A 17,769-nucleotide genomic window follows, 5' to 3' on the forward strand; every position below is an offset into this window, starting at 1 on the left:
GGGTAATTTGAAACGCATTGTAGCAGTCGGCCTGGGCAGTCTGCTGCTGGCGGCCTGTCAGGTCATACCCGGCGCGGACACCACCGCGCCGGATCGCACCGGGCCGGTAACGACCCAGCCAACCGGGCCGGACCAGGCCGTGTTGCCCGACGACCAGGGCCGCCACCGCGTAGCCCTGCTGGTGCCGTTGAGCGGGTCCAATGCCGAGGTCGGCCAGTCCATCGCCAATGCCACCACCATGGCGCTGCTCGATACGGGTGCGGAGAACCTTCGCATCACCACCTACGATACCAGCGAGGGTGCGGGTGCTGCCGCCAGCCGCGCGATCAACGACGGCAACCGCCTGATCCTCGGCCCTCTTCAGCGTGACAACGTGGGCGCGGTGCTGGCACAGGCCCGCCCGAACGACGTGCCGCTGATCACCTTCTCCAACGACACCACCGTGGCCCGCAACGACGTTTTCGTGATGGGCCATATTCCGGAACAGTCGGTGGAGCGCACGGTCGATTTCGCCATGGACCAGGGCGCGCAGCGCTTCGCCATCCTCGCCCCGCGCGGGGACTACGGCAACCGTACCACCGCCGCGGCAGAGGAAGCGGTGAGATCCCGGGGCGGCACCGTGGTGGACGTGCAGCGTTACGACCGGGGCAACACCTCCATCATCAGCGCGGCGGACCGGCTGACCACCAGTGGCGGCTTCGATACCGTGCTGATCGCCGACAGCGCACGCCTCGCGACGGTCGCGGCGCCGCGCCTCAAGGATGCCGGAGACACCCTGCCCTCCATCATCGGCACCGAGCTGTGGAGCCGGCAGGACGAGCTGCTGAACACCGCCGCCATGCGCGGATCGTGGTTCGCGGCCGTACCCGACGACCGCTATCGCCAGTTTGCCAGCAGCTACCAGTCGCGCTTCGGCGAGCAGCCGTTCCGCATCGCCACGCTGGGTTACGATGCCGTCCTGCTGACGCTTCGCCTCACGCGTGAGTGGGAGCCGGGCACCGACCTTCCCGTCAGCCTGCTGCTGGCCGACGGCGGGTTCCTGGGCCTCGACGGCCCCATCCGCTTCCGCAGCGACGGCGTCGGCGAGCGCGCGATGGAAGTGCGTCAGGTGGGCAACGGGGTCTTCACCGTCGTCGATCCGGCACCGACCGGGTTCTGACCTTCGAAAGGCCAGGAGCGACCGGATACCGGAAAACTGCGCCGCTCTGCTTGTTAGGCGCGATTCCCCGCGCCTATATCCATGGGCATGAGTGACGACCTGTTCGAAAACGCGCCGCAGGGCAGCGGCGATTACGATTCCTCCTCGATCGAGGTGCTGGAAGGCCTGGAGCCCGTCCGGCGCCGCCCCGGCATGTATATCGGCGGCACCGACGACCGCGCACTGCATCACCTCGCCGCCGAGGTGCTGGACAACGCGATGGACGAGGCCGTGGCGGGCCATGCCAGCCGCATCGAGATGGTGCTGGAAGAAGGCAACCGCCTGACCATCACCGACAACGGTCGCGGCATCCCGGTGGACGAGCATCCCAAGTTTCCCGGCAAGTCTTCGCTCGAAGTGATCCTCACCACGCTGCATTCGGGCGGCAAGTTCTCCGGCAAGGCCTATGCCACCAGCGGCGGCCTGCACGGCGTGGGCGTATCTGTGGTCAACGCGCTGTCCAGCCTCACGCGGGTGGAAGTGGCGCGCAACAAGGAAGTCTTCGCGCAGGAATTCTCAAGGGGTCTGCCGCAGGGAAAGATCGCCAAGATCGGCGATACCCCCAACCGCCGCGGCACCAGCGTGACCTTCGTCCCCGACACCGAGATTTTCGGCGACCGGAAGTTCAATCCCAAGCGCCTGTTCAAGCTGGCCCGCTCGAAAGCCTACCTGTTCGCAGGTGTCGAGATCCGCTGGAAGTGCGCGCCGTCGCTGGTCAGCGAGGACGTACCTGCAGAAGCGACGTTCCAGTTCCCCGGCGGCCTTGCCGATCACCTGAGGGAACAGGTCGGAGACCGCGAATGCGTCACCGCCGATTTCTTCACCGGCAAGCAGGACTTTCCGGCAAACGATGATGGCGTTCAGCAGGGCAGCACCGAGTGGGCCGTTGCCTGGCCGCTGTGGTCCGACGGATCGACGAGCTGGTACTGCAACACCGTGCCCACCCCCGACGGTGGCACGCACGAGGCGGGCCTGCGCGCCGCGCTGACCAAGGGCTTGCGGGCCTTCGGCGAGCTTACCGGCACGAAGAAGGCGAAGGATATCACCGCGGACGACGTGATGACCGGCGCGGAAATCATGCTTTCCGTCTTCATCCGCGATCCGCAGTTCCAGAGCCAGACGAAGGACCGGCTGACCAGCCCCGAAGCCGCGCGCCTGGTCGAGAACGCCATGCGCGACCACTTCGACCATTTCCTGTCCGACAACATGGAGCGTGGTAAGGCGCTGCTCGGCTCCGTGATGGAGCGCATGGAGGAACGCCTCAAGCGCAAGCAGGAACGCGAGATCAAGCGCAAGACGGCGACGAATGCCAAGAAGCTGCGGTTGCCCGGCAAGCTCACCGATTGCAGCGGGGAAACCGACGCCGAGACCGAGCTTTTCATCGTGGAAGGCGATTCCGCCGGTGGCAGCGCCAAGCAGGCGCGCGATCGCAAGACGCAGGCCATCCTGCCCATTCGCGGCAAGATCCTAAACGTCGCCAGCGCCACGGCCGACAAGATCCGCGCCAACTCCGAGATCGCCGACCTCGCGCTGGCGCTGGGCTGCGGAACGCGTAAGGACTGCGATCCGGAAAACCTGCGGTACGACCGGGTCGTGATCATGACCGACGCCGACGTCGACGGGGCGCACATCGCGACCTTGCTGATGACGTTCTTCTTCCAGGAAATGTCGGAACTGGTTCGCGGCGGGCACCTCTACCTCGCCCAGCCCCCGCTCTATCGTCTGACCGCAGGGAAGGAGAGCCGTTATGCCCGCGACGACGCGCATCGCGCCGAGCTGGAGGAAACGGTCTTCAAGGGCAAGAAGGTGGACGTGAGCCGGTTCAAGGGCCTTGGCGAGATGAACCCGCAGCAATTGCGCGAAACCACCATGAACCCCGCCACGCGCTCACTGGTCCGCATCACCCTGCCCGATCAGCACGAACAGCGTTTCGCGGTGAAGGAACTGGTCGACCAGCTGATGGGCCGCAATCCGGAACACCGTTTCAATTTCATCCAGAACCGCGCGGGCGAGATCGACCGCGACCTGATCGACGCATGATCGGCGCAGTGGCCCCTCAATCGAGGGCGTAGGCCACTTCCAGGTCGCCCCAGCGCCGACCGTCGATCACCAGCGGCACATAGACGTTGCGAACCACCTGGTAGTGCTGTCCGTCGCGTTCCTGCCGGTATACCGCCATCATGAAAGGCGCGGTGCTGGCCTTGGCGCGTTCGTCCACGGGATCGAGGATCTTGCGGCCGTTGCGGCAGTACTGCGTATCGTGCGCCAGGTCACCCGTGGGCGGGCGCGAATGACGGGAAAGGTGCGTCGGCAGGAAACCGCTCATGTCGGTGCAGGCGGTCGCGCAGATGCGGGGGTCGCTGTCGGTGAAGCGGTCCAGCATCGGCTGCCAGCAGCGATCCGCGAATTCGGTCAGCCCGGTGCGATAGCGCCTGGGATTGCTGCCGGGAATTTCGACATAGTTGCGGTCGAAGAGCCTATCCGCCGAAAGATCGCCCGCCGCCAGCGCCTTCTCGGTGCTTTCGACGATTTCGCGGGCATAGTCCTGCGCAATGGCGACCATTTCGTCGTCGTTCGGGGAAAGCCCGGCCTTCACGAGGGAATCGAACATGGCGCTGGCGGTGAGTTCGAGGCCCTCGATCCGCGTATGAGCCTGCGTCAGGCGGCCTTCGCCCTCGCTGGCGACGGTCGAGAACCCGTCGAGGACGTCCTGCACCCGGTGCACGTGCTTGCTGATGGTGCCGGTGCTGCGCACGATGGTATCGTTCTGCGCGTCGACTTCGGAAATCAGGTCGCACACTTCGGCGATGCTGCGTTCGATTGCCTCGACCGAAGTTTCCGCCCTCTTGCTCGCCTGCGCGCCGCTGTTGATCTGCTCGATCACCTCGTCGCCTTCGCGCGACAGCGCTTCCACCGTGCGCGTAATCTCGTCGCTGGCCTTGTGCACCTCGGCGGAAAGATCCTTCACCTCGTTCGCGACCACCGAGAACGTACGCCCGGCATCGCCGGCGCGTGCCGCCTCGATGGCGGCATTCAGCGCCAGGATGTTGGTGCGATCAGCGATCTCGGTGATTTCCAGAGAGGTGCGTTTCACCTGTTCCATCGCCCCGGCAAAGCCGGTCACGTGATTGGTCAGCGTCTTCACTGCTTCCAGCAGGGTGCCGATCTGGGTGATGGAGGCGGCAATCTGGTTGCGCCCGTCGTCGAGGCGCGACATGGCGCGACCCGACAGCACGCGAGCCTCGTCGCAGGCATCGGTGACCCTGCTCTGGTCCTCGTCCAGCGCGCGCACCGTGCCCTGCAAGGCCTCGTGTTCCCGCCGCAAAGCGCCGAAAGAGGTGATGACGTCCTGCACGATGCCCGCCACGTCGGAACATCCGACCGTCACCTCCCCGCAATAGAGCGAAACCCCGTCGATATCGGCGGCTTCCGGCTTGGCCGGCAGACTGTGTTCCATTTTTGACCCTTGCGTTGTCTCGTTCGATATTCGCCCTAGGGCCATATGGTTACCGGGCATTTAAGCGCACCGCGCAATCGCAAGCTGTTTGGTTCGTTTCACTTTCCGGGCGGACCCCGGCCTTGCCCCTGCGGCTTGTCATGACTAGCTCGCGCATCCAGGCAACCAAGGCTCCCGAATGACCCAGCGCTTTACCGGCACCGAAACCTACGTCGCGACCGACGACCTGAAAGTGGCGGTGAACGCCGCTGTTACCCTTCGCCGCCCGCTGCTGGTGAAAGGAGAGCCGGGCACCGGCAAGACGGTGCTGGCGCACGAGATCGCCAAGGCCATCGATGCGCCGCTGATCGAATGGGGCGTGAAGAGCATCACGAAGGCGCAGCAGGGTCTCTATGAATACGATGCCGTGGCGCGCCTGCGCGATGGCCAGCTGGGCGACGAGCGCGTTCACGACATTTCGAACTACATTCGCAAGGGCAAGCTGTGGGAAGCCTTCACTTCGCCGGAGCTGCCGGTGCTGCTGATCGACGAGATCGACAAGGCCGATATCGAGTTTCCCAACGACCTGCTGCAGGAGCTCGATCGCATGGAGTTCGACGTTTACGAGACGGGCGAACGGATCGAGGCGAAAGAACGGCCGATCGTCGTCATCACCTCCAACAACGAGAAGGAACTGCCGGATGCATTCCTGCGCCGCTGCTTCTTTCACTACATCAAGTTCCCTGATGACGAGACGATGCGCGAAATCATCGACGTGCATTTCCCCGACATCCAGAAGCGCCTCGTCAGCCAGGCGCTGGAAATCTTCTACGAGCTGCGCGAAGTGCCGGGTCTGAAGAAGAAGCCTTCCACCTCCGAACTGCTCGACTGGCTGAAGCTGCTGCTGGTAGAGGACATGCCGCTGGACGTGCTGCAGAACCGCGATGCGACCAAGGCCATTCCTCCCCTGCACGGCGCGCTGCTGAAGAACGAGCAGGACGTCATGCTGCTGGAACGCCTCGCCTTCATGGCCCGCCGCGAGAACCGCTGAGCGGGGCTGGCGCGTGCTCCTCAACTTCGTCGACGAACTGCGCAGGGCCGGGATCCGCGCCAGCCTGAAGGAGCATCTCACTCTGCTCGAGGCGCTGGAAAGCGACGTGATCGAGCGCAGGCCCGAGGACTTCTATTACCTCGCCCGCGCGACCTACGTGAAGGACGAAGGGCTGCTCGACCGCTTCGACCAGGTGTTTCACAAGGTCTTCCACGGGATCATCACGGACGCGGGCGAGGATCGGGCGACGATTCCCGAGGACTGGTTGCGTGCGATCACCGAGAAGTTCCTGAGCGAGGAAGAGCGGGCCAGGATCGAGCAGCTGGGTGACTGGGACGAGATCATGGAGACGCTGAAGAAGCGTCTGGAAGAACAGGAAGGCCGTCACGAGGGCGGCAACAAATGGATCGGCACCGGCGGAACCAGCCCTTTTGGCCATTCCGGCTACAACCCGGCGGGCGTTCGGATCGGCGGTGAGAGCAAGCACCGCAGGGCAATCAAGGTGTGGGAGAAGCGCGAGTTCGCCAACCTCGATTCAAGCCGGGAACTGGGCACGCGCAACATCAAGGTGGCGCTGCGCCGCCTCCGCCGGTTCGCCCGCGAAGGCGCCGCCGACGAACTGGATCTCGATGCCACCATTCGCGGCACGGCCAAGCAGGGATGGCTGGATATCCGCATGCGCCCCGAGAGGCACAATGCCGTGAAACTGCTGCTGTTTCTCGACGTCGGCGGATCGATGGACGACCACGTGAAGGTGACCGAGGAGCTCTTCAGCGCGGCCACCAGCGAGTTCAAGAACATGGAGTTCTTCTACTTCCACAACTGCCTCTACGAGAGTGTGTGGAAAGACAATTCCCGCCGCTGGAACGATCGCATTCCCACCTGGGACCTGCTCCACAAGTACGGCCACGATTACAAGATCGTCTTCGTCGGCGACGCTGCGATGAGTCCCTACGAGATCGCCTGGCCCGGTGGCTCGGTGGAGCACATGAACGAGGAAGCCGGCGAGGTTTGGTTGCAGCGCGTGGTCAACACCTATCCGGCAGTCGCCTGGCTCAACCCCAAGGCCGAGCGGACATGGCAGTATACCCAGTCCACCCAGATGATCCGGCAGATCATGGGCGATCGCATGTTCCCCCTGACGCTCGACGGCCTCGACGACGCCATGCGCACCCTTAGCCGCAAGCAGGGCTAGGTCAGACGCAGAAAAGCGCTCAGAATTCCCGCGGCACCCTGGCGAACATCGCTTTTGCCGCAGGCCGTTCGTTGATCTGCTCGATCCAGCGCACCAGACCAGGCGTGTCGTCCCGGTTCACCATTTCGGAAAAGCCGTGTTGCATGCCGTTGGCGATGGCGAAGTTGCAGATGTCGGCCAGCGAGTAGACGCCGCCGGCCAGCCATTCGTTATCGCGAAGGCGGTCGTCCAGCCGCCTGACGCTGACGGCGATCTTGCGCATCTCCTCGTCCAGCATGTCCTGCGGGAACCCTTCCCTCGCGCGGCGCCATTTCACTTGCTGCTCGGGGATGGGAATCCGGGAGACGACCTCGTCGAACTCCGCGTCGGACAGGTCTTTCACCATCTTGCTGACATGGCGGTGCCAGCCGATGGTGGAGACGCACCAGCAGAAATACTCGTCCACCCACTTGGTCCAAACCCGCATCTGCGCAACGTCGTAATGGCTATCCGGTCGCAGCTTGACATCGGTCGGGTGTGCATCTTCCAGGTATTCGCAGATGACCGTGCTTTCGGTCACGATCTGGCCGTCGTCGTCGAGCGCGGGAACCTGCCCGCGCGGATTGATTGGCTTGTACCAATCCTGGTGGTGTTCGAACTTCGCCGGGTTCAGCAATCGGTGTTCGAATTCCAGCCCCTTTTCGTAGAGCGCCAGTGTCGGCTTCATCGAGTTGGCGCCAGGACCGAAGCTGTAGAGCGTAAGCATCCGTTTCTCCCTCGTGGGGCGATCCGTTTCGGTCGCGGGCTGCCCCCGTTTACCGCCGCTCACCCTTCTGCCGGCTAATCGCCCATAATCGCCGGATGTGCAAACGCGGGGCGGTGGGAGCCTTGGTCGCAACTTTGCCGCCGGGCACGCGTTGTGATAACCAACTGGAGGAAAACGAGGATAGCCATGATGAAGTCAATCATACCGATCCTTGTCCTGGCCGGAGGAGTGCCCGCCACGGCGCAGGACGCAATGCAGGATTCCGAGCAGGCACCGCCTCCCCAGATCGAAACCGACGCGCCGGAGACGCCCGTCATCGACCCCGACAATGGTTACAATTGTGAGGACGATCCTGTCCTGGTGCAGGGAGCGGAGGGCGATGCCCAGTTGTATCGCGATCCCGCGCGTCCCGATACACTGGAGCCGATGCACGCCGTCGACTACGAAGTGAACGGGTGCAGCCTGATCGTCATGACCGACGGCAGCCTGGTTCGGCCGACCGACACCGATGAGCGCGTCCGGCTGACACCTGCTCAGTAGATCAGCAGGTCCGCCACTTCCTCGCGCCAGGCGGCTTCATCGGAAGCGGCCAGACTGTCCAGGTCGCCGGGCTGCGCGGCCGGATCGTCAACCCATTCGCGCAGAGCCGGACCGCCGTTGATCACGTCGATCGCCAGGACATCGTCGGTATATTCGTACTTGAAATCCTTGCCGCGCCAGATCGGGTATTCCGGGTAGAGCGAACGGATGGCCTTGAATGCCAGCGCCTGCAGTCGCCAGGGCCGGAACGCCTCGTGATCGTAGAAATCACCTTCTGCGTGTATCATCAGCGCGTTGCAGAGCTTTCCTGCGTGCTTGTGGAAAGTCGGCTCGAACCAGCAATCCCTAAGGATGCAACCCGATAGCCAATCCGGTGCCAGTCGATGCATTTCCGTGGCCACGGCCTTGGCATCCACGTCCGGCGCGCCGAACAGCACTTCCAGCGGGCGGGTCGTGCCGCGACCTTCGCTGAGCGTGGCGCCTTCGATCATCACCGTACCGGCATAGGCACGCGCCATGTTCAGGCTGGCGGCGTTGGGGCTGGGATTGATCCAGATGCGCTTGTCCGGCCAGCCGAAGCCCGGCCCCGCTTCCGGAAGCCAGTGATGCATGGAAACGACGCGGTATTCCACGTCCAGCCCGATATGGCGGATGAACCAGTGCCCCATCTCGCCAAGCGTCAGGCCGTGACGCATGGGCATGGGCGCCGCCCCGACAAAACTCTCATGGCCGGGTATCAGCTTCGTGCCTTCCACCGGCCGGCCGGCCGGGTTGGGCCTGTCCAGCACCCACACGGCCTTGCCGTACTTCTCAGCCTCTTCCAGCAGGTAGAGGAGCGTGGTGACGAAGGTGTAGATGCGGCAGCCAAGGTCCTGCAGGTCGAAGAGGAAAACGTCCGCGCTCGCCATCATCGGCTCGGTCGGACGGCGCACTTCGCCGTAAAGGCTGAACACGGGGATGCCGTAGGTCGAATCCACCTCGTCGGCGGTTTCCACCATGTTGTCCTGCTTGTCGCCCTTCAGTCCATGCTGCGGCCCGAAGGCACTGGTGACATTCACGCCTGCCGCGATCAGTGCATCGAGACTGTGCGTCAGATCGGCGGTGACGGAGGCCGGGTGGGCAACGAGCGCAACTCGCTTCCCCTCTAGCGGCTTCTGCAGATCAGGTTCGGCGAGAAGCCGGTCAATTCCGAATTTCATGCAGCGCGGGTTCGCGCAAGTGAGCCCTGGAAGCAAGCGGGATCATGAAAATCCGGTTCATCCTTGTGATGGGAAATTGCCCAGTAGCTTTTCACCGGGCCGTTCTCGCCCATTTCCTCGATCACGGCGGCAAGGCCGATCGCGCACGGCGGCTCCGGCATCTGCGCACGCGGAAGTGCGGCGTCGAAGATGGCCATGGCCTGTCCCGTACGCATGGAACAGTCGGGTTCGCGGGAAAAATCGCGCTGGGTCATCCCTTCGCGATAGCTCGAGAAATCGTAGGCGGCCCAGCGCTCCGACGGAGAGAGATTGAACTCGGAATAGGCCGGCGTGCCGTCCTTCTCCATCATGAAGAGCTCGAAACAGGTGGTTTTCCAGAGCTCGTCCGCCCTGCCCCTGCCGGCAAACTGCGGCAGGACAAGCTTTTGCGGACCGTCGATGCGCCAGCGCACGCGGACCCAGTTATCGGTGAGCGAAAGGATTCGAGCTTCCACCCTGCGGACAGCCAAAGGTGGATGCGCGGCATGTACGACCAGATCATGCGTTTGCAAGTATTGTTCCCCGTGCTAGCGCCCCAAGAAATTCAACTAGCAAGGCGCCAAATCCCCCGAAATGACGACTTACGATTCCGATCTGCTGCAACTGCTCAATCAGCGCGGCCATGTCCATCAGGTGACGGACGCGGTGGGACTGGATGCCCTTGCTGTGCGGCAAACCGTTACAGGATATGTCGGATTCGATCCGACGGCGCCCTCGCTGCACATCGGGAATCTCGCCTCGATTATGCTGCTTCGGCGGTTGCAGCAGGCCGGCCACCGACCCATCGTGATCATGGGCGGCGGCACCGCCAAGGTTGGCGATCCCAGCGGCAAGGACGAGACGCGGAAGATGCTGACCGAGGAGGCGCTTGCATCCAACATCGCGTCCATCCGCAGCAGTTTCGAGCGCATGCTGCGCTTCGACGACAGCGACACCGGTGCCCTGCTGATCAACAACGACGAATGGTTGAGCGAACTGGGCTACATCGAGCTCCTGCGCGACGTGGGACGGCATTTCACGATCAACCGCATGCTGACATTCGATTCGGTGAAGCTTCGACTTGATCGCGAACAGCCCCTCACCTTCCTCGAATTCAATTACATGATCCTGCAGGCCTACGATTTCATGAAGCTGGCGCGCGACTACGATTGCGTCCTCCAGCTGGGCGGCAGCGATCAGTGGGGCAACATCGTCAACGGCATCGAGCTGGCGCGGCGGATGGACGGCCGGGAGCTGTTCGGCGTGACCGCCCCGCTCATCACCCGTGCGGACGGGCAGAAGATGGGCAAATCCGTTTCCGGCGCGATCTGGCTGAACGAGGAACAGCTGCCGGCCTACGATTTCTGGCAATACTGGCGCAATACGGACGACCGCGACGTCGGTCGCTTCCTGCGCCTTTTCACCGACGTTCCCCTGGATGAAGTGGCGCGGCTCGAGGCGCTCGAGGGCAGCGAGATCAACGAGGCCAAGATCGTCCTTGCCGACGAGGTGACCAAGCTCGTGCGCGGCGAAAATGCCGCCGCATCGGCGCGCGCGACCGCGGAGCAGACATTCGCCGGCGGAGGCCGGGGCGAGGACCTGCCCGCATTGACGGTTCCGTCCGACGGAATCCGCATCGGCGTTGCCCTGACGGAGCTCGGCTTCACCAAATCCAACGGGGAGGCCAAGCGCAAGATTGCCGAGGGTGCGGTCAAGCTGGAAGACGACGCGATCTCCGACCCAGGCTTCCTGATCGAGCTGGCGAGCGGTGACGAGGCTCGTCTCAGCCTCGGAAAGAAGCGCCACGCGATATTGCGCGGCGGTTAACTTTACCAAAAGTCCACCATTTCCTGACATTGCGGACTTCGGGTCCAATAGCGCGAAGGGAAATGACAGGTTATGGCAGGCGGCGCTCAGCTCTCCGTCACCGATATGCGGCGCTCCACGCGTCACCCGGTCGACTACTCCGTCATCGCGGAACACTTGCAGCATGGCGATATCACCATGCACATCTCGAACATTTCCGCGCACGGCTTCATGGTCGACAAGATCACCGGGGTCGCACGCGGCGATCGCATGATCATCCGCCTGCCTGCGGTCGGCCGGATCGAGGCCTATTGCATCTGGACCACCGACGAGCGTGCCGGTTTCCAGTTCGAACGCATCATTCGCTTCGATTCCTTCGAATCGATGATCTCGGAAATGCAGCCGAACCCGGCCCTGCGCCGCCGCAGCTGAGCCGCGGGGGCGCAGCTTTAGCCCACCCAAATTCGATTAGCTTGGCAAGCGCCCCTCGCGCTGCCATGGCGCGCGGGTGAGTTCCGAGCCCTCGCCTTTCCGCATACCGAATTTCCGCGCGTTCTGGCTGGCGCGCCTGACAATGACGCTGGCCCAGTACGCGATGATGCTGATCATCGGGTGGCAGACCTACAACCTGGGTCGCGACGGCGGGATGAGCGTGGGGGAGGCCTCCGGCCAGCTTGCACTGATCGGTCTGCTGCAATTCGTACCCCTGTTCCTGTTGACCCCGTTTACCGGGCTGGCCGCCGACAGGTTCGACCGCCGCGATCTCGGCCGACTGACCGTGCTGCTGCAACTCCTCTGCGCGCTGGTGCTGGCCTGGTTCACCTGGCAGGACGCAATTTCGCTGTGGGTCCTTTATGGCGTTGCCGTGGTGCTGGGCGTGGCAAGGGCCTTTGCCGGTCCGGCGCTGTCGGCGCTCGCCCCGAACCTGGTCCCCGCGAAAGTCCTGCCCAACGCCATCGCGCTATCGTCGATCGCCTGGCAGACCGGCATGATCGTCGGTCCCGCCGTTGGCGGCGTGCTGTACGAAGTGATACCCGCCCTTCCCTACGCCGCGGCGGCGGGGCTGTTTGCCATCTCGGCCATCGCGCTCAGCTTCATCGGCGACGTGCCGCGCGGAAAGCCGAAAGGCACGGCCCGACCGATCAAGCAGGTGCGCGAGGGCCTCGAATACGTCTGGCGAAACAAGATGGTGCTCGGCTCGATCACGCTGGACCTTTTCGCCGTCTTCCTGGCCGGTGCGACCGCGCTGTTCCCCGTCTACGCCCGTGACATCCTGCAGGTGGGCGCAACGGGTCTGAGCCAGCTGGCCATGGCCCCGGCAATCGGCGCCGCGCTGACGGCGCTGTTCTTCTCCTTCCGGCCTCTGCGGACCCAGGTCGGTCCGAAGATGCTGCTGGCCGTCGCGGCCTTCGGCATGGCCACGGTGATATTCGCATTCTCGAAGTCCATGCCGTTGAGCCTGGCGATGCTGTTCATTGTCGGCGCTGCAGACATGTTCAGTGTCTACATCCGCCAGTCGCTGATCCAGCTGCACACGCCTGACGACAAGCGCGGCCGGGTTTCCGCCGTCTCGCAGCTGACCATCAGCGCATCCAATGAATTCGGCGATTTCTTCTCCGGCAGCCTCGCATTTCTCATCGGCCCCGTCGCGGCTGTGGCGCTTGGCGGAGCCGGTGCAATCGCCACCGTGGCGCTGTGGGCCGTCCTGTTCCCGGTGCTGCGCACCACGAAGACCTTCGATCCCCCCGAAGATGTGCTAGAGGCGGATGCAACATCCGCTGACGCACGGAAGCGCGAAACGGCAGAAAAGGGAGCCTGAACCAATGAAGTTCGATAACGTCCTCCAATCGATCGGCAACACGCCGCACATCCGCCTGGCCCGCCTCTTCCCCGACCACGAGGTCTGGGTGAAAAGCGAACGCGCCAATCCCGGCGGCTCGATCAAGGATCGCATCGCGCTGGCCATGGTGGAAGATGCCGAAAAGTCGGGCGAACTGAAGCCGGGCGGCACGATCATCGAACCGACCAGCGGCAACACCGGCATCGGCCTTGCCATGGTGGCCGCGGTGAAAGGATACACGCTGGTTCTGGTCATGCCCGAAAGCATGAGCATCGAGCGCCGCCGCCTCATGCTGGCCTACGGCGCCAGCTTCGATCTGACACCGAAGGAAAAGGGCATGAAGGGCGCGCTGGAGCGTGCAGCCGAACTTGTCGAACAGACCGAAGGCGCGTGGATGCCCCAGCAGTTCGAGAACCCTTCAAACGTGGAAGTGCATGCCCGCACCACCGCAAAGGAAATCCTCGCCGATTTCGCTGACGCGCCGCCTGCCTGCCTCATCACCGGCGTCGGCACCGGCGGCCACCTGACCGGCTGCGCAGAGGTGCTGAAGAAGGAATGGCCGGACATGAAGGCCTGGGCGGTCGAGCCCGAGCAATCGCCCGTCATTTCGGGCGGTCAGCCCGGCCCTCACCCGATCCAGGGCATCGGTGCCGGCTTCATTCCGGGCAACCTGCACACCAATGCCATCGACGGCGCGATCAAGGTCGATGCCGAGGCCGCGAAGGAAATGGCGCGCCGCTGTGCGCGCGAAGAGGGCCTGCTCGTCGGCATCAGTTCAGGCGCGACGCTCGCCGCGATCAATTCCAAGCTGGCCGAACTCGATGCGGGCACCCGCGTCCTGGGCTTCAACTACGACACCGGCGAACGCTATTTCTCGGTGCCTGATTTCTGGCCCGCAGAATGAGCGGCTTCCAACCCATCGCCTACGAGGACGCAGGCACGCCGCTAACCGGGCATCTCGCCCGGCCAGATGGGCCGCCTCGCGGCGCGGTGCTGGTGTTTCCCACGATCATGAACCCAACCCCGGCGGTGGAGGCCAAGGCGTGGGAACTGGCTGAAGCGGGCTTCCTCGCGATGATTGCCGATTTCTACGGCAAGACTCCGGAGGATTTCGATCAGTCCCGTCTGTTCGCGGGCGAGATACGCCAGACGCCCGAGCTCTATCGCCAGCGACTGCGTGCCTCGCTCCGTGCGCTGGCGAGCCTGGAGGAAGCCAAGGACCTGCCGTTCTTCATCATCGGCTTCTGCATGGGCGGCCAGGCCGCGCTGGAACTGGCGCGGGAGGGAGCACCGGTTGATGCCGTGGTGAGCTTCCACGGCCTGCTGAACACCGACATGCCGGCCAAGTCCGGGTCCGTGACGGCGCGCATCCTTGTTTGCCACGGTGATGCGGACCCGATGGTGCCGCGCGACCAAGTGCTGAAATTCTGGCAGGAGATGGACCGAGCCGGAGCTAACTGGCATTTCCATTCCTATTCCGGGGTGAAACACGGATTCACGAATCCTGCCCCCAGCGAGAACCCCGCGACGGCCTACAATGCCAGCGCCGACAGCCAGAGCTGGGCCGCGATGATGTCCCTGTTCGAGGAAATCATCGACGGTTAGGACCGGGCGAAGGCCTCTTCCGGCAATTTCATAAGGTTCTCCGCTCCTGCTTCCACTCGTGCGCGCAGCGTCGCGGTCTGCGGCAGGCTTCTCTCGGCATAGTGCCGCGCGGTGATGCGCTTCGCAGCGGAGAAATCGTCGTCGCGATTCTCTACGATCCGGGCCATGCGTGCCCACATCCAGCCGACCGCGACAACCCCGATCATCTGCATGAAGGCATAGGAGGCGGCGCCGACGTTGTTCGGATCGTCTCCGGCGGTCTGCAGCAAGGACGCCAGGGCATGGCGCGCATCGTCGAGAGCCTCCAGCAGCGGATGGCCGATGTCGTCAGGTGCCTCGTTCGCTGCCTTCTCCACCAGTGCGAAGAAGGCGTTTGCCACCGTGCCGCCATCCTTCAGCGTCTTGCGACCGGCTAGGTCGAGCGCCTGCACGCCGTTCGCGCCTTCGTAGATCATGGCGATGCGGGCATCGCGCACGATCTGCTCCATGCCCCATTCCTTTACGTAGCCATGGCCGCCCAGCACCTGCTGCATTTCCACCGCCGTCTCGAATCCGCGGTCGCTCCCGTAGGCCTTGATCACCGGCGTCAGGAAGGAAACCAGTGCGTCTGCCTCCGCATCGCCGGCATGGGCGCGGTCGATTTCCATCGCAGTCCACAGGACGAGAGCACGAAAACCCTCCGCAAAGGCGCGCGCGTCCAGCAGCATGCGCCGCACGTCGGGATGAACGAGCAGCGAGTCGGCTGCGGCATCGGGATCGCTTCTCTTTCCCATGCCGCGCCCCTGCTTGCGGTCCAGGGCATAGGCGGCGGCGCGCTGGTAGGCGTGTTCGGCATGGGCCAGGCCCTGCACCCCCACGCCAAGGCGAGCGGCGTTCATCATGATGAACATGGCGGCGAGGCCTCCGTGCTCCTTGCCAAGCAGCCAGCCCTTCGCGCCATCGAAATTCATCACGCAGGTGGCGCTGCCGTTCAGGCCCATCTTGTGTTCAATGGAAGCACACGACACCGCGTTGCGTTCGCCATCTGGCAGGACCTTGGGCACGAGGAACAGGGAGATGCCGCGCGATCCGGCGGGGGCATCGGGCAGCCGCGCCAGAACGAGGTGGACGATGTTTTCTGTCAGGTCGTGCTCCCCGCCCGAAATGAAGATCTTCTCGCCGCTTATGGCATGGGAGCCGTCGCTCTGCGGCTCCGCCTTCGTTCGCATGAGGCCAAGGTCCGTGCCGGCGTGCCCTTCGGTCAGCGCCATGGTAGCCAGCCATTCGCCGCTGATGATTTTCGGGACGTAGGCGCCCTTCAGTTCCTCGGAACCAACCGAGATGATCGTAGCCGTCGCACCGCCGACGATGCCGGGATACATCATGAAGCTGGCGCAGGCCGAGTTCATGTATTCCTCCAGCACCGTGCCCAGCGCGTGGCCCATGCCCTGCCCGCCGTATTCTTCCGAAGCCGCGAGCGTATTCCAACCCGACTCGACCAGCCGATCATAGGCCTCCCTGAAACCGTCGGGCGTGGAAACGCTGCCGTCTTCGTGCCGGGTACAGCCCTGCGCATCGGCGACGGGGTTGAGCGGGGCGAGGACATCGGCGCAGAACTTGCCCATGCCCTCGACCACCGCCTGGACGGTTTCCTCATCCAGCGTATCGTAGCCCGGCAGATCGCAGTCGGTGATCTGCAGGACGTCGTTGAGGATGAAAAGCGTATCGCGCGAAGGTGCAGTCCATCCGCTCATTCGGTCTCTCCCACGGGTTCAAGTGTTTCGCCATCAAGCCTGCGATAGAAGCACGTGCGCGCGCCAGTGTGGCAGGCTGGCCCGGCGGGACGGGCCTTGAGGACCAGGGCGTCCTGATCGCAGTCCACCAGTATTTCTTCCACGGCGAGCACGTTGCCCGATGTCTCTCCCTTCTTCCACAGCGTGTCACGGCTGCGCGAATGGAAGTGGGCCAGCCCCGTCCGACGCGTGGCGGCCAAGGCTTCGGCATCCATGAACGCGAGCATCAGGATTTCGTCGGTCCGGGCATCCTGTACGACCGCCGTCAGCAGTCCTGCCGCGTCGAACTTGGGCATGAACTCGCTGCCTGCCTCGCGGAGCTTCTCTTTTTCCGAAATGGCTTCGATCCTTTCGCATTCGCACAGTAGGTTGCTGTCCGCATACCATTTTGTTGCACGATAAACACAACGCATCGGCAAAAACTATCACTCGAAACTTTCGCTGTTTTCATCAGAACCTTTCGGTGAGATGAACTGACCTGCGGCTGGACGGGCCGCCTGCCATACCGGCCAGGGTATGGGGGGTCTCGGTGCCTAACCGAACAAACGGAGGCTCCGAGTTCATGAGGGTTTGGAATGGACGCGCCGGCTGGGGGGCTCGCGCGAAAATTCCAGCGTAATCGTCACGCGAACGCCCGGGCCTTTGTGCCCGGGCGTTTTGCATTTCCGCCCAGTGATTTCCCGTCCTCCTCCCCCGATTATCGGTGCTGCGCAACGCGCGAGAAGCAGGCGACGCGCACCTCGCCGGCTCCTGCCTTGCGCAGCGCGCCGATACAGGCGTTGCTGGTGGCACCGCTCGTCAGGACATCATCGACAAGCAGGACCTTCGCTCCAGCCAGTTGGGCCCGCCGCGCCGGATTGGCGGCGATCGCCCCGTCCAGCACCCGCGCTCGCTCTTCGCGCCCAAGGCCACCGAGGCTGGGCGTGCGCTTCGTGCGAACGAGGGCGTCCACAACCAGGGTCAACGCCCTCGCCTTGCACAGTTCGCGCGCGATCAGGGCCGACTGGTTGTAGCCGCGTTGCCACAAACGGACGCGATGAAGTGGGACGGGCACGGCCAGCCAATCGCCTTCCAGCTCCCCCAGTCGCGCCGCGATCTGGCGCGCCATCATGCCCGCCAGCGCAATCTTGCGGCCATGCTTGAAATTCAGCACCAGTTGGCGCGCGGTATCGTTGTAGAGGGTGGCGGCGGTGATGCCGTCCTGGCAGTGCGAATCGGCCGGAAGCTCCAGCGTCGACCAGCACGCGGTGCACAGTCCTTGCTGCGTCGCGATCGCCTCTCCGCAAAGCGGACAGCGCGGCGGATAGATCAGGTCCACCAACGGGGCAAAAGCCTGCTTCAAAGCCATGCGGGCTATGCTGCCC

17 protein-coding genes are annotated in these 17,769 nt (G+C 63.9%); 10 read left to right on the forward strand and 7 right to left on the reverse strand.

The window, feature by feature from the left end; all coding sequences use genetic code 11:
- Positions 1-7 precede the first annotated feature (7 nt).
- Positions 8-1,159, forward strand: coding sequence for a penicillin-binding protein activator (locus AAA989_RS14960; RefSeq protein ID WP_338244937.1), 1,152 nt, complete (start codon positions 8-10; stop codon positions 1,157-1,159).
- A gap of 87 nt (positions 1,160-1,246) precedes the next feature.
- Entirely contained in the window at positions 1,247-3,238 is a 1,992-nt protein-coding gene (gene parE, locus AAA989_RS14965; protein WP_338244939.1) for a DNA topoisomerase IV subunit B, read from the forward strand.
- A gap of 16 nt (positions 3,239-3,254) precedes the next feature.
- Here the strand turns inward: parE and AAA989_RS14970 are convergent, their stop codons facing one another.
- A complete protein-coding gene (locus tag AAA989_RS14970; protein ID WP_338244941.1) occupies positions 3,255-4,655 on the reverse strand; it encodes a methyl-accepting chemotaxis protein in 1,401 nt (466 codons plus the stop codon).
- A gap of 178 nt (positions 4,656-4,833) precedes the next feature.
- Here AAA989_RS14970 and AAA989_RS14975 point away from each other — a divergent pair, with 178 nt between their 5' ends.
- Positions 4,834-5,685, forward strand: coding sequence for an AAA family ATPase (locus AAA989_RS14975; protein ID WP_338244943.1), 852 nt, complete (start codon positions 4,834-4,836; stop codon positions 5,683-5,685).
- A 13-nt stretch (positions 5,686-5,698) separates the two neighbouring features.
- A complete protein-coding gene (locus tag AAA989_RS14980) occupies positions 5,699-6,880 on the forward strand; it encodes a vWA domain-containing protein (protein ID WP_338244945.1) in 1,182 nt (393 codons plus the stop codon).
- A 19-nt stretch (positions 6,881-6,899) separates the two neighbouring features.
- On the opposite strand, the gene AAA989_RS14985 is transcribed toward AAA989_RS14980, so the two are convergent.
- Positions 6,900-7,625, reverse strand: coding sequence for a glutathione S-transferase family protein (locus AAA989_RS14985; protein ID WP_338244947.1), 726 nt, complete (start codon positions 7,623-7,625; stop codon positions 6,900-6,902).
- A 186-nt stretch (positions 7,626-7,811) separates the two neighbouring features.
- Between AAA989_RS14985 and AAA989_RS14990 the strand changes: the two genes are divergently transcribed.
- Positions 7,812-8,165, forward strand: coding sequence for a hypothetical protein (locus AAA989_RS14990; RefSeq protein WP_338244949.1), 354 nt, complete (start codon positions 7,812-7,814; stop codon positions 8,163-8,165).
- On the opposite strand, the gene AAA989_RS14995 is transcribed toward AAA989_RS14990, so the two are convergent.
- On the reverse strand, positions 8,159-9,364 hold the full coding sequence (locus AAA989_RS14995) for an exo-beta-N-acetylmuramidase NamZ family protein (RefSeq protein ID WP_338244951.1): 1,206 nt from the start codon (positions 9,362-9,364) through the stop codon (positions 8,159-8,161). The two genes, AAA989_RS14990 and AAA989_RS14995, sit on opposite strands and share 7 nt — an antisense overlap.
- On the reverse strand, positions 9,361-9,858 hold the full coding sequence (locus AAA989_RS15000) for a DOMON-like domain-containing protein (RefSeq protein WP_338244952.1): 498 nt from the start codon (positions 9,856-9,858) through the stop codon (positions 9,361-9,363). Before AAA989_RS15000 ends, AAA989_RS14995 begins: the two co-directional genes overlap by 4 nt.
- Before the next feature lie 118 nt (positions 9,859-9,976).
- Here AAA989_RS15000 and tyrS point away from each other — a divergent pair, with 118 nt between their 5' ends.
- The 5 genes from tyrS to AAA989_RS15025 all read left to right on the forward strand — a co-directional run bounded on the left by tyrS (position 9,977) and on the right by AAA989_RS15025 (position 14,633).
- Complete coding sequence (gene tyrS, locus AAA989_RS15005) at positions 9,977-11,209, forward strand: tyrosine--tRNA ligase (protein ID WP_338244953.1); 1,233 nt, start codon at positions 9,977-9,979, stop codon at positions 11,207-11,209.
- 72 nt (positions 11,210-11,281) lie between these two features.
- Positions 11,282-11,620, forward strand: coding sequence for a PilZ domain-containing protein (locus AAA989_RS15010; RefSeq protein ID WP_338244954.1), 339 nt, complete (start codon positions 11,282-11,284; stop codon positions 11,618-11,620).
- A gap of 76 nt (positions 11,621-11,696) precedes the next feature.
- Positions 11,697-13,007, forward strand: coding sequence for an MFS transporter (locus AAA989_RS15015; protein WP_338244956.1), 1,311 nt, complete (start codon positions 11,697-11,699; stop codon positions 13,005-13,007).
- Positions 13,008-13,011: 4 nt separating this feature from the next.
- Complete coding sequence (cysK, locus tag AAA989_RS15020; RefSeq protein ID WP_338244958.1) at positions 13,012-13,932, forward strand: cysteine synthase A; 921 nt, start codon at positions 13,012-13,014, stop codon at positions 13,930-13,932.
- On the forward strand, positions 13,929-14,633 hold the full coding sequence (locus AAA989_RS15025; protein WP_338244960.1) for a dienelactone hydrolase family protein: 705 nt from the start codon (positions 13,929-13,931) through the stop codon (positions 14,631-14,633). The genes cysK and AAA989_RS15025 overlap by 4 nt, the downstream gene beginning before the upstream one ends.
- On the opposite strand, the gene AAA989_RS15030 is transcribed toward AAA989_RS15025, so the two are convergent.
- From AAA989_RS15030 to AAA989_RS15040, 3 genes are all read right to left on the reverse strand, one after another.
- The gene (locus tag AAA989_RS15030) at positions 14,630-16,366 is read right to left on the reverse strand and encodes an acyl-CoA dehydrogenase family protein (RefSeq protein ID WP_338244962.1); all 1,737 of its coding nucleotides are present in this window, start codon (positions 16,364-16,366) and stop codon (positions 14,630-14,632) included. The two genes, AAA989_RS15025 and AAA989_RS15030, sit on opposite strands and share 4 nt — an antisense overlap.
- Positions 16,363-16,752: a phosphoribosyl-AMP cyclohydrolase gene (gene hisI, locus AAA989_RS15035; RefSeq protein WP_434781459.1), complete on the reverse strand. Its 390-nt coding sequence runs from the start codon at positions 16,750-16,752 to the stop codon at positions 16,363-16,365. Before hisI ends, AAA989_RS15030 begins: the two co-directional genes overlap by 4 nt.
- A gap of 350 nt (positions 16,753-17,102) precedes the next feature.
- Positions 17,103-17,753, reverse strand: coding sequence for a ComF family protein (locus tag AAA989_RS15040; protein WP_338244966.1), 651 nt, complete (start codon positions 17,751-17,753; stop codon positions 17,103-17,105).
- Positions 17,754-17,769 lie beyond the last annotated feature (16 nt).

This window comes from Aurantiacibacter hainanensis (assembly GCF_036321025.1).
Classification (GTDB): Bacteria; Pseudomonadota; Alphaproteobacteria; order Sphingomonadales; family Sphingomonadaceae; genus Alteraurantiacibacter; species Alteraurantiacibacter hainanensis.

Excerpts from the sequence above, each read along its gene's own strand:
- parE (WP_338244939.1), top strand. The coding sequence starts at position 1,247 with ATGAGTGACGACCTGTTCGAAAACGCGCCGCAGGGCAGCGGCGATTAC.
- AAA989_RS14970 (WP_338244941.1), bottom strand. The coding sequence starts at position 4,655 with ATGGAACACAGTCTGCCGGCCAAGCCGGAAGCCGCCGATATCGACGGG.
- AAA989_RS14975 (WP_338244943.1), top strand. The coding sequence starts at position 4,834 with ATGACCCAGCGCTTTACCGGCACCGAAACCTACGTCGCGACCGACGAC.
- AAA989_RS14985 (WP_338244947.1), bottom strand. The coding sequence starts at position 7,625 with ATGCTTACGCTCTACAGCTTCGGTCCTGGCGCCAACTCGATGAAGCCG.
- AAA989_RS14990 (WP_338244949.1), top strand. The coding sequence starts at position 7,812 with ATGATGAAGTCAATCATACCGATCCTTGTCCTGGCCGGAGGAGTGCCC.
- AAA989_RS14995 (WP_338244951.1), bottom strand. The coding sequence starts at position 9,364 with ATGAAATTCGGAATTGACCGGCTTCTCGCCGAACCTGATCTGCAGAAG.
- tyrS (WP_338244953.1), top strand. The coding sequence starts at position 9,977 with ATGACGACTTACGATTCCGATCTGCTGCAACTGCTCAATCAGCGCGGC.
- AAA989_RS15010 (WP_338244954.1), top strand. The coding sequence starts at position 11,282 with ATGGCAGGCGGCGCTCAGCTCTCCGTCACCGATATGCGGCGCTCCACG.
- cysK (WP_338244958.1), top strand. The coding sequence starts at position 13,012 with ATGAAGTTCGATAACGTCCTCCAATCGATCGGCAACACGCCGCACATC.
- AAA989_RS15025 (WP_338244960.1), top strand. The coding sequence starts at position 13,929 with ATGAGCGGCTTCCAACCCATCGCCTACGAGGACGCAGGCACGCCGCTA.
- AAA989_RS15030 (WP_338244962.1), bottom strand. The coding sequence starts at position 16,366 with ATGAGCGGATGGACTGCACCTTCGCGCGATACGCTTTTCATCCTCAAC.
- AAA989_RS15040 (WP_338244966.1), bottom strand. The coding sequence starts at position 17,753 with ATGGCTTTGAAGCAGGCTTTTGCCCCGTTGGTGGACCTGATCTATCCG.